The 12,160-nt window shown below is 43.1% G+C and carries 8 protein-coding genes; 4 read left to right on the top strand and 4 right to left on the bottom strand.

What is annotated here, in order from left to right:
* Positions 1-19 precede the first annotated feature (19 nt).
* The gene (locus ACLOAU_RS13200; protein WP_427862334.1) at positions 20-862 is read right to left on the bottom strand and encodes an alpha/beta hydrolase; all 843 of its coding nucleotides are present in this window, start codon (positions 860-862) and stop codon (positions 20-22) included.
* A gap of 266 nt (positions 863-1,128) precedes the next feature.
* Here ACLOAU_RS13200 and ACLOAU_RS13195 point away from each other — a divergent pair, with 266 nt between their 5' ends.
* The 4 genes from ACLOAU_RS13195 to ACLOAU_RS13180 all read left to right on the top strand — a co-directional run bounded on the left by ACLOAU_RS13195 (position 1,129) and on the right by ACLOAU_RS13180 (position 8,880).
* Positions 1,129-3,207, top strand: a complete 2,079-nt coding sequence (locus tag ACLOAU_RS13195) for a glucosidase family protein (RefSeq protein ID WP_427862333.1) — start codon at positions 1,129-1,131, stop codon at positions 3,205-3,207.
* A 75-nt stretch (positions 3,208-3,282) separates the two neighbouring features.
* Positions 3,283-5,436, top strand: coding sequence for an alpha-galactosidase (locus ACLOAU_RS13190; protein ID WP_427862332.1), 2,154 nt, complete (start codon positions 3,283-3,285; stop codon positions 5,434-5,436).
* Between the two features lie 271 nt (positions 5,437-5,707).
* Positions 5,708-7,669: an SGNH/GDSL hydrolase family protein gene (locus tag ACLOAU_RS13185; protein ID WP_427862331.1), complete on the top strand. Its 1,962-nt coding sequence runs from the start codon at positions 5,708-5,710 to the stop codon at positions 7,667-7,669.
* A 71-nt stretch (positions 7,670-7,740) separates the two neighbouring features.
* Entirely contained in the window at positions 7,741-8,880 is a 1,140-nt protein-coding gene (locus tag ACLOAU_RS13180; RefSeq protein ID WP_427862330.1) for a glycoside hydrolase family 88/105 protein, read from the top strand.
* Positions 8,881-9,251: 371 nt separating this feature from the next.
* On the opposite strand, the gene ACLOAU_RS13175 is transcribed toward ACLOAU_RS13180, so the two are convergent.
* The 3 genes from ACLOAU_RS13175 to ACLOAU_RS13165 form a co-directional block, all read right to left on the bottom strand.
* Entirely contained in the window at positions 9,252-9,695 is a 444-nt protein-coding gene (locus ACLOAU_RS13175) for a c-type cytochrome (protein ID WP_427862329.1), read from the bottom strand.
* Between the two features lies 1 nt (position 9,696).
* On the bottom strand, positions 9,697-10,956 hold the full coding sequence (locus tag ACLOAU_RS13170) for a PQQ-dependent sugar dehydrogenase (RefSeq protein ID WP_427862328.1): 1,260 nt from the start codon (positions 10,954-10,956) through the stop codon (positions 9,697-9,699).
* A gap of 129 nt (positions 10,957-11,085) precedes the next feature.
* On the bottom strand, positions 11,086-11,949 hold the full coding sequence (locus ACLOAU_RS13165; protein WP_427862327.1) for an AraC family transcriptional regulator: 864 nt from the start codon (positions 11,947-11,949) through the stop codon (positions 11,086-11,088).
* Positions 11,950-12,160: the final 211 nt, after the last annotated feature.

Genomic DNA, 12,160 nt, shown 5'->3' with positions numbered 1-12,160 from the left:
TGAAGTATGCTTTTATCAATCAGCTATGGCCTGTATTGCTGCCATGCTTTTCTGCAAATGCTGCAAAATGTTCAAGTACGTTTTGAGACGCCGTCGAATGAACGTCGGTAAACGGCCATACATGTTGCTCATCATCGAAAGAAACCAGCTCTGCGCTACCACCGGCTTTCAGGAATTGCTGATAAAGATGTATGCTATCATCTGCCAGTATTTCAACCGTACCATATACAATCATAACAGGTGGAAGGCCCGCCAGGTTTGCATTCGCAGGAGATAACAGCCCTTCCGATAAATTGTGACTGCCAGCATATAAATCCGCAGCCCATTGGAGAAATTCCCGGGTTAAAATAGTATCCCGTAGCTCATTGCTATTATAGCTATCATTTTTGCAGGCAAGGTCCGCCCAGGGAGAAATAACTATACTATATAAAGGCATTGGACCACCTAGGTCCCTTAGTTTTAACTGGGTAGCCATGCTTAAACCACCGCCGGCACTATCTCCCATAATACCATACCGGACGCCGGGATTCTCCTGAGAGAGCTTTAGAATTACGCCCACACAATCTGTTAGCGCCGCGGGATAAGGATGCTCCGGTGCCAGACGGTAATCTATCATTAATGTATTCCGCTTCAATACCCGGGCAATATGGCTTACCATAGCCGTATGCGACTGAAGAGAGCCGTATATAAAAGCACCACCGTGGATATATACCAGCACTTCATCTTCGATAGCGTCATCTGGTTTAACCCATCTACAGCTAACATCATTGATCATTATATCCTCAAAGTCAACATTAGGGGCTTTCGGATAATTATTTCCTATCTGTTCAAAACTGATACGTCCTTCAATAACAGCTTCCATTAGTTTGTTCTTTTAGCTGCAAAATTCTGCAAGATGAGCTAATAAACAATTAAGGTATTTTAGTTTTTTAACGGAACACCGATCGGATAAAATTGCTTAATACTTGGCCAATAAACCACTCAGGTTTTCGGCTTTTACTTGTTACCATTGCGGTGTCTAATTTGAAAGTCAGAACGTTTTTGTATTGAAGACAGTTAATCATCCTTATTGTACAGGAAAGATAATCGCCGCCGTCGCCGGTTATATGAATCAAAATTAAATTAGCTATGAATTGTGTCAGAATCAGGAATGCTGCCAGCAATTATTTTATCATCTGTTTTGGTATGATGATCATACACATAAGCCTCGAAGCCCAGGTAAATGCAAACAAAGTGGCCGGGAACCGATGGAGCATTGAGTCACAGGGAGCTATCCAGTGGAATGTTGCAGATCGGTTACCTCACGCCGACCATATAGAAATGAGCGGGCAGAAAATATCGCTCTGGCTTCAATACAATATCGATGGCAACAAAGCTCCCTCATTTACCAGGACATTTGTATTTCCCGGCTTCAGGCTTTTACCTGCCCGAACCATTGCGTCGATGATGTATAGTGTTGACGATGCAAATCTTCCCCGGTTCTTAATAAATGACAAGCTTCTAAAGAAGGGTGTATATAACGCTACTGTTATGGATGACCAACCCGAAAAGGCAAAGACAGTAAAATTTGATGGAATGCTCTCAATCGAAAGTACTATTGGTACATCTGGTACATTAACATTAAAAAGATCTTTTTATCCTTCGGTTGATAAAGCATTAGCTATTGAAAAGCTTGTTTTTATTAATAACGGGAATCAACCCGTTAAACTTGAAATGGAATATCTGCTGCGGGAAGTAAGACCTGCCCCCGAGCGGGCCAGTGACGGTCCTTTAAGGTTTATCATATCTAGCATTAATGATGGAATAAAAACAATAGCACCGGGCGATTCAGTCGTATTTGGCATTAGCTACCAGGCCATTGCAGGAACATCTTCCACGCCGGCATACGCCAATATCACGCAGGAAGAAAGCGCGAGAAGAAAAAGAGTTGAAGGCATCAGCCATTTGCTCAGGTTAGAATCACCGGATACCGTTTTAAATACTATGTTCAACTTTGCCAAACTAAGAGGAACTGAAAGCATATTTGACACCAGGGGCGGTCTAATGCATGGTCCCGGAGGCTTGAGATACTATGCTGCAATCTGGGCTAATGACCAGGCAGAATATATCAACCCGTTTTTTGCCTACCTGGGAGATGATATTGCTACTAAATCAGCTATGAACGCTTACAGGCAATTCGCAGCATACATGAATCCGGAGTATAGGCCTATTCCCAGCTCCATTATCAATGAAGGAAAAGGAATATGGCAGGGAGCAGGCGACCGGGGCGATATGGCTATGATCGCTTATGGTGCCGGCCGGTTTGCATTGGCTAACGGGAACATTGATTCGGCGAAAGTCTTGTGGCCGCTTATTGAATGGTGCCTGGAATACTGTAAAAGAAAGATCAATGACGAAGGTGTGGTATGGAGCAACAGAGATGAACTGGAAGGCAGGTTTCCTTCAGGAAATGCTAACCTTAATACCAGCTGCTTATATTATGACGGCTTATTGTCGGCATCAATGCTTGCCCGGTCATTAGGAAAAAGCGACAAGCAGGTTAAAGATTATATACAACGGGCCGCTCAAATGAAGTCCAGTATTGAGCAATACTTTGGAGCAACGGTAGAGGGTTTTAATACCTACCGCTACTATAAAGGCAACGATACATTGAGATCCTGGATCGCTACGCCATTAGTCATGGACATCTTCGATAGAAAAAAGGGGACTATTGACGCATTATTTTCTGAGCGTTTGTGGACAGAAGACGGACTTGCCACGCTTGCCGGAAACAGTACCTTCTGGGACAGATCTACTTTATATGGCTTACGCGGTGCCTTTGCAGCAGGAGAAAAAACAAAAGCATACGATTTTTTAAAATATTATTCGCAGCGGCGACTACTGGGAGAACATGTGCCCTATGCTGTAGAAGCTTATCCCGAAGGGAACCAACGGCACTTATCGGCTGAAAGCGGGTTATACTGTCGCATTTTTACGGAGGGTATTTTAGGGATCCGCCCTGTTGGGTTCAACTCATTCACCATCACTCCCAACCTCCCGATATCGTGGAACTTTATGCGATTGAAAAACATGCATGCTTTTGGAAAGATATTCGATATGGAAATACTTCGCAAGAATGGCAACCGGCTGATAATGCATATTACAGCAAATGGGAAAACACAGAATTATGAATTGACTGAAGGGAAAAGAACCACTATTAACCTTTAAGCAATATGAACCCCGGTATTCTGATTGAACAAAACACACAACAGAACCTGTCAACGGTTCTTCTAAAGCAAACAAATGAAACCATTTTCCTGTATCCTTTTATTTCTTTTATTATCAATAGCTGGTAAAACACAAACGGATAAAATTTTTATAGAGACCAATAACACAGCCCTTGTTTACAAAATAGGAAAGGATAAAAAAGTAACCCAGGTTTACATCGGAAATAAACTTTCCAGGTCTGATTATAAAGACCTGAACGCAGGCCAGGAAATTTACCTGACTGCTGGTATAGATAACCAATTTGAGCCCGCCATTCGAGCCGTACATAACGATGGGAATCCTTCATTGGATTTGCAGTTTGACCATTATAATCAGCGAAAGGAAGCTAATATTACCTATACACAAATCATGTTGAAGGATCCTGCCTACCCTTTTCAGGTTACTATTCACTTCAAAGCCTACAATAATGAAAATGTTATAAAAACCTGGACCGAAATACGGCACCAGGAAAAAAAACCTGTAATGCTGACGCAGTATGCATCGTCGCTGCTGCATTTTAATGCAGGACAATATTGGTTAACACAATTTCACGGAGATTGGGCCAGGGAGGTACAGATGGCAGAGGAAAAGCTTTCCAACGGAATCAAGAATATTGAAAGCAAGCTTGGTACGAGAACTAATTTTTACCAGACACAAACTTTTATCCTTTCATTGGGTAAGCCTTCTTCAGAAAATGATGGAAAGCTGATTGCAGGTACATTAGGCTGGACCGGCAATTTCAAATATACTTTCGAGGTAGATCAAAAAAATGGATTAAGGGTTATTTCAGGGATCAATCCATTTGCCTCAGAATATTACCTGGCGCCAAACGAGGTATTTACAACACCTGAATTCATATTCACCTACTCCGCAACGGGTAAAGGGCTAGCCAGCCGTAACCTGCATAAATGGGTTAGAAATAATGCCCTGCTGGATGGTAATGCTCCCAGGATGACCTTGTTGAATAACTGGGAAGCCACACATACCAGTTTTAATGAACAAAGGCTTACGGAGCTTTTTGCAGAAGCGCAGCAACTGGGTGTAGATCTTTTTTTACTGGATGACGGCTGGTTTGGTAATAAATATCCAAGGAATGATGATAAAGCAGGGCTGGGTGACTGGCAACCAGATCGATCTAAGCTTCCTAACGGCATTGCCAAACTCGTACAGGAAGCTTCCGTACTTGGCGTAAAATTTGGCATTTGGCTGGAGCCCGAAATGGTGAATCCTAAAAGTGAATTATATGAAAAACATCCTGAATGGATATTGAAACTCCCCAACCGGGCTGAGAGCTATGGCAGGAATCAACTGGTCCTCGACCTGACCAACCCTTCTGTACAGGATTTTGTATTTGGTATCGTAGATGATATGATGACCAAAAATCCGGGCATTGCCTTTATTAAATGGGATTGCAACCGGAGTATGACCAACGCCTATTCTACTTATCTTAAAGATCGTCAATCGCATCTTTATATTAATTACACTAAAGGTTTCTATAGTGTAATGGAACGCATCAGAAAAAAGTACCCGCATTTACCCATTATGCTATGCGCAGGTGGTGGCGGTCGTACCGACTATAAAGCACTTGAGTATTTTACAGAATTCTGGCCCAGCGATAATACAGACGCGTTGGAGCGGATATTTATACAATGGGGATACTCTTACTTTTTTCCATCCAATACCATTTCAGCACATGTAACAAGCATGGGCAAACAATCTCTAAAATTCAGAACGGATGTAGCTATGATGGGCAAAATGGGATATGATATCCGCGTGAACAACTTTACCGAAAAAGAACTTGAGTTCAGCAAAAATGCAGTTAAAACCTATTCGGATATCAGCGACATTATATGGAAAGGTGATCTTTATCGCCTGATCTCTCCCTATGATCAAAACAGGGCAGTTCTGATGTATGTGAACAACTCCCAAAGCCGGGCGGTACTCTTTAACTACCATTTAAACCTCAGAAAAAAAGACAGCTTTTCAAAAGTGTTGCTCGAAGGTTTGGCACCCTCCAAAAACTACCGTATACGTGAGATCAACCTGTTGCCCGACACGCCGTCTGCATTGCCGGATAATGGCAAAATATTCTCAGGAGCTTACCTGATGGAGGTGGGAATCAATATCGCAGCAGGCAAGCTGCAATCTTTAACAAGCAACATTATTGACATAACGGAAATCAACAGATAAATAGGGTGCATAACATTTTTTGAATTTTAATATTTTTTACCGCTCCAAGGGTTCGAAGAACTCCTTTGGAGAGTCCTTTGGACTGAGGCGCAAAGTTTTACGTTAAGAACGCGGAGTTGCAGAAAAAAATGTTATGCACCTGGTAAATACTGCTCACCAGCCTACACCAATTGTTTGCAAAGTATATACAGCTTAATAATTGGCTAAATCCGCTGAACGCTAAAAAAAACATTTTCCTATTTTAGCTGGTTAAACGGTCAGAGCCTGAAGTTTGAAAAAAAATACAGAGATATTATCCCTGCTGCTATTATTTACCTGCCTTTTTTGGGTAAGTCAAGGTAAGACCCAGCACATCCCCAGTGAACAGCAAACCCAATGGAAACATTTCAAAAAATTTCAATTTACATTGGATGGTGCAGAAGCCTGGTATATAGAACCGGCAAAGCCTTTAACGGGAAAGCCCTGGGTATGGCGCGCTTATTTTCCTGATTGGCACATCGAAATGGATAGTATTTTGCTGGAACGGGGAATTGCCATCGCTTATATAAAAGCAAATGATTTATTCGGGCATGCGTCTGCGATGAACTTATGGGATGCTTTGTATGATTATCTTACCGGGACAAAACAATTTGCTGCAAAGCCTGCCCTTGAAGCAGTAAGCCGTGGAGGGTTATATGCCTATGCCTGGGCTAAAAGAAATCCATCCAAAGTGAGCTGTATCTATGCAGAGGCTCCTGTTTGCGATTTTACCAGCTGGCCAGGGGGTAAAGGCCGGGGAAGCGGTTCTACTGCAGATTGGGAAAAATTATTGAACGTATATGGGTTTTCGGATACCGAAGCCATACAGTATAAAGACCAACCCAAAGACAATCTCGAAACACTGGCTGCCTACAGAGTGCCTATTCTACATGTAATAGGTTTAAATGATAGTGTTGTTCCTAACGAAGAAAACACCTTTGCACTTGTACAAAACTATATCAAAGCCGGGGGGCCAGCTACAATAGTACCCATGACCAAGGGAGCGCAAAGCCTGCAGGGGCACCACTTTCCTATTGAGAAGCCTGAAGCATTAGCCAACTTCATTATCAGCAATACGGTTCCTGCTCAAGCCATACTGCCAGCGGAGCAATTTATTTCCTTCAATGAGGGACTTAATAACCTGGCTTATCGTATTCATCAAAAAGATTCAATAACAGTTGCCTTTTTAGGCGGCTCTATTACCAATATGACGGGTTGGCGCAATATAGTTTGCAGGTTTCTTACAGAACATTACCCCCAGGCCCGTTTCCGGTTCATTAATGCAGGCATACCCTCGCTGGGAAGTTTGCCGCATGCTTTTCGCCTGCAAAATGATGTGTTGAGCAAAGGCCGTGTAGACCTGCTGTTTGCAGAATCTGCCGTAAATGATTTTGTAAACGGCACACCCCCCATAGCGCAGCGGCGGTCACTGGAGGGAATCATCCGTAACGCACTGACCCATAACCCTTACATGAACATCGTGTTAATGGGCTTTGCCGATGAATTCAAAATCGCCGATTACCGTGCACAGCAAACGCCGGCTGAAATACAATTGCACCAGGACCTGGCCAACCACTACCGTATTCCCTTTATTAACCTGGCTTCAGAAGTTTATCAACGTATCCATAACAAAGAATTAAGCTGGCAGGATGACTTTAAAGATTTACATCCGTCACCTTACGGCCAGGCATTATACGCCAATTCTATTCAAACCCTGTTAAAAAGAGCACTTCAAGGCTCGCCCAACCAACTGGCAAAAGCGAAAATGCCGGCTCCACTGGATAGCAAAAGTTATAACCAGGGAAACTACCTGCCGGTATCTGTACCAACAAAAAGAAATGGCTTTACCATCAACAATTCCTGGGAGCCCGCAGACTGCGTAAACACAAGACCCGGATTTGTACAGGTACCTGTGCTGGAAGCTACCGATGTGGGGGCATCCTTAGAATTAACATTCAAAGGCACCGCCATTGGTATAGCCATTCTTTCAGGCCCCGATGCGGGAGCCATCGAATATACTATAGATGGAAAAGAAACCAAGACTGCCGATCTCTATACCCAATGGAGCAAAAGCTTGCATTTGCCCTGGTATATCTTATTAGGTGACGGATTATCAAAAGGCAGCCATCGGCTGCGGCTCAAGGTGGTGGCTGCCAGCAATACGGCATCCAAAGGCAATGCGGTCAGGATCGTTCACTTCCTGGTAAATCAATAAATAGTTTGCCCTTTTACAGTTCCCGGTTGGAACAACAAATAGTTTAAATTATAAAATGAAAATAATACAATATGAAGTCAGCAAATTTATTGCTTGCCGGTGCTGTAACAGTGCTTGCCGCAACTGCCACGGTACATGCGCAGTCATCCTCCATTCCCGCATTTAAATCATGGCCCAGGGGAGCTTCGCCGGCAGAGATCGGGCAAAAAACAGCATCACGGTTTATTGCCACACCTCATACCAACTTTAACCGAACGACTCCGCCCAAGGTAATTACGTATCCTGAAACCTGTACCTGGTATGGCGCGTTAACTTTTGCAAAAGTAACAGGCAATAAAGCCCTTACCCAGAAGCTGGCAGATCGGTTCGAACCTTTATTCGGTAGCCGTGACAGCTTAATCCCGGTTCCCGATCATGTGGATTACACTGTATTTGGATCCGTTCCCCTGGAACTATATATGCAAACTAAAGAAGAGCGATATCTTAAGATAGGAAAGATGTTTGCTGACAAGCAATGGGGACCGCCCGAAGGAAAGCGGGTTACTGCAGAATCACACCGGTTTTATAATAAGGGGCTGACCTGGCAAACGCGTTTGTGGATCGACGATATGTTTATGATAACAGCTGTTCAATCGCAGGCATTTCGCGCCACCGGCAACCCCATGTATATTACCAAAGCTGCCAAAGAAATGGTATTTTACCTGGACTCTTTACAACAGCCGAATGGCCTGTTTTATCATGCACCCGATGTACCTTATTTCTGGGGACGCGGCGACGGCTGGATGGCTGTTGGCATGAGCGAGCTGTTACGCTCTTTGCCCCAAAAAAATCCCGATCGTCCCCGCATCATGGAAGGTTATAAAAAAATGATGGCCACATTACTGAAATACCAGGCAGAAGATGGTATGTGGAGACAACTTATTGACGATCCAAATTCATGGAAAGAAACCTCCTGTACCGGTATGTTTACCTGCGCCTTTATTACAGGTGTGAAGGAAGGCTGGCTGGATAAATCGATCTATGCGCCTGCTGCACGCAAGGCCTGGTTATCGTTAATCAAGTACATCAATAGTGATGGAGACATTACCGATGTGTGTGAAGGCACGAATAAAAAAGACAGCCATCAATATTATCTCGACCGGAAAAGAAATACCGGGGATCTGCATGGCCAGGCACCGCTGCTTTGGTGCGCCACCGCATTTTTAAGATAAACAGTCCTGCAAAATGAATAACTAGGATACCTATCTGATACAGGTATCCTCGTTTCGTTTAAATGAAGAAGCCTCACCAGTAGCAAAGATTTGCTTTTGAGTGAGGCCTTCTTTTCCTCTGATTGCTTGCTTAAACTACTATCTTATAATACCAGGGCTATGCTGAGGTTTGTGTCCCCACAAACCAGTCGAATGCATTTCGCATAGCCCTGGCCAGTGTCTCCACTGGCGGGAAGAGGGAGGTTAATCTATATGTAATAATAATTTTGATGCCGGTTTATTATTATACAGCGGTAAAACGGCACCAAACATTTATTACAAAACAATACATGGTTGACAATGTCAACCATTGAAACAAATAGTATATCCGGCTATTTTTTCTTCGCCGTTAATTGTGTTACCTCATTTTTATACACCGGCGTTGCCTTGTTCCCGAAACTCCTCCTGATATAAGTTAACACATCAGCTACCTGCTGATCGGTGAGCATTTTAAACGGAGGCATATTATTGGAGTAATACTCTCCATCCAGCTCTACATGTTCCTGCAGGCCATTTCTTACGATTTTGATAAGCCGCGCCTTATTTCCTAAAACGCCGCTGGTACCTATCAATGGGGGATTTAAGCTTTGCACGCCTCCTCCATCCGGCTGGTGACAGGATAAACAGAATTTACGGTAAACTATTTTTCCGCGGTTGGTTGACGATACAACCGGCGAAACCGAAGGTGTTGTTTTTTTCACCGCAGGTTTCTTTGCAGACTGGCTAAACCCGTTAAGGCTTCCTAATACACAAGCCAGTACTATAACTTTTCGCATCTTATTGTTTATATTCAATTTTATAAATAGCGCCTTTTACATCGTCTGTAACGTAAAGCGCTCCATCGGGTCCCTGCGCTAATCCGCAAGGACGGTGCCGGGCCTGGCGCGGAGAGCGCACTTCAGACACGCCTGAAAATCCATCGGCAAAAACTTCCCATTTCCCCGAAGGCTTGCCGTTTTCAAAAGGAACAAACACAACATAATATCCTTCCTGTTTTTCAGGTGTGCGGTTCCATGAACCATGAAAGGCTACAAATGCACCGTTCCTGAATCTTTCGGGGAATTGACTCCCTGTATAAAACAATAGCCCGTTGGGAGCCAGGTGCCCGGGAAACGCTACAACAGGATCAATATATTCTTTACTTCCTTCTTTCTTACCATCTCCACCGTATTCCGGAGCCAGAATTTTTTTACCCTGGACCTGGTCATAATAAATAAAAGGGAACCCGGCATTGTCGCCTTTCCGGATCATATACATACACTCAGCAGGAACCTCTGCAGACTGTTTTTGAGTGTATAGTGCAGGGAAGAGATCATGCAGCTGATCCCTGCCATGTTGCATTACAAATAAGGTATTATTCTGTGTGTTCCAATCAAGCCCCACTACATTACGTAATCCTGTTGCATAGCGAATGCCGTCTTTATAGGTTTGATCAGGTTTATCGCAACGAAATTGCCAGATACCTCCTGCTGAATCGAGTAAAGGACAACCGGGTATGCCCATCGATCCGGGTTGCCGGTCTTTTTCCTGGCAGGAATTGGTAGGCATGCCAATGTTGACATAAATATTGCCGTCATTATCCAGCACTATTGATTTTGTTTCATGCTGCCGCCCCATTTTTAAACCGGTTATAATCCGCTCCGGCTTATCAGGATTTATCACCCGGCCATCCTCTCCTAACTGATAACGAAAAACTTCTTCGTTAGAGGATGCATACAAATACCCGTTTTTAATATAGATACCTGTTCCTCCATAATTGCTGAATCCATCCACTACAGCGACCTCGCCTTTATCATTCTCTCTCAGCATTAAAATACCTTTCCCTTGCCAGGGCCTTGCCATTTTCACGTAAATCAATCCACCAGGCAACACCGAAAGATGCCTTGCTTTACCGGAAGTGTCAATGATTTTTTTGGCTGTAAATCCCTGCGGGAGCTTTAAACCCGCATTTGTTCCCTGGCAAAACCCCGTAAAACTTTGGCTAAGCAGCACTAAAACAATGGTCCATGTACTTATAGCAATTCTAATTTGATTCATATATGTAGCTTGAAAATCTCTATCCTTAACAGGGCAAATATGGTATGTATTTTTATAAAGATGATACTACCTATCAGCAATATGTTCAATGATTTTAGCATAATCGGCCGGATCAATGCCTGAGTATATTTACATCGTATATTCTTTTTGATACATCAGGGGACTACGACCCGTTATGATCTTAAAATATTTATGAAAGCTGGAAAAATTATTAAACCCGCTCTCAAAACATAAGCGCTTCAGGCAGGTATTCGTCTCAATAAGCAGCCTGCAGGCATATCCTACTCTTAGCTCTATAAGATATTGAGAATAGGTTTTACCGGTTCTTGCTTTAAAATACCTGCAAAAGGAATTAGGACTGATATTGGCTATTTCAGCAATTTCCTCCAAAGCTATTCTATGTTTAAAATTTTTATTGGAGTAATCAAAAATCGCCTGCAATCTTTCATTCTCGTCAGAATAGTCACTGGGTCTGAAACCTACAGAAGACAACTCTATACAGTTGGGTTCTGATGAAATAATTGTTAAGGCTTCAATCATCAATAATATACGCTGGCTTCCTTCGGCAGCAGATAGCCGCTCCAGGATATCGGCAATACGGCTTCGGGCTTTGCCCGCAATTTGGAGTCCCCTCTTTGAACGTTCGAAAACGGCTCTTATTTCAACATTCTCGGGCAGATCTAAAAAATGACTCCCCAAAAAGTTCTGAGGAAAATGGGCCACAAATACATTAACCTGATTAGCATTCTCTTCAAAAAAGGAATCGGAGAAACGCCAGTAATGAGGCAGGTTGGGTCCTACCAGTACAACATCTCCACTTTTAAAGTTGGAGATATTGTCCCCTATAAACTGCGTGCCTTCACCATTTTTGAAGTAGATTAATTCAAGTTCTGCATGAAGATGCCAACGGTTGTTTACATGAGGTACCGAATCATTTCTAAAACTAAAGGAACTGTAAGGCTCAGTGTGCATTTTGAGTAATTGCGGTTTCATAAAAGCATTTTTAGTTAAGCAATCATTGTTAAGCAAAAGGAAAAGTATAGTTCAGCGTTTAAACACAAAATCAAAGGGCCGGATCAATCATAAGACAGACATTGCAGAATCACCGGAGCTATACCCTTCTCCTTGATGATAGGGTCTCCGATAGCGTATCTGATGGATCTTTACAGCCATACCTTCGTATGCTGATAATCCAGCTAATCTA

Source organism: Paraniabella aurantiaca (assembly GCF_050309965.1).
Classification (GTDB): domain Bacteria; phylum Bacteroidota; class Bacteroidia; order Chitinophagales; family Chitinophagaceae; genus Niabella.
The sequence above is the reverse complement of the archived record's forward strand: the minus strand, read 5'-3'. Positions and strand labels throughout refer to the sequence as shown.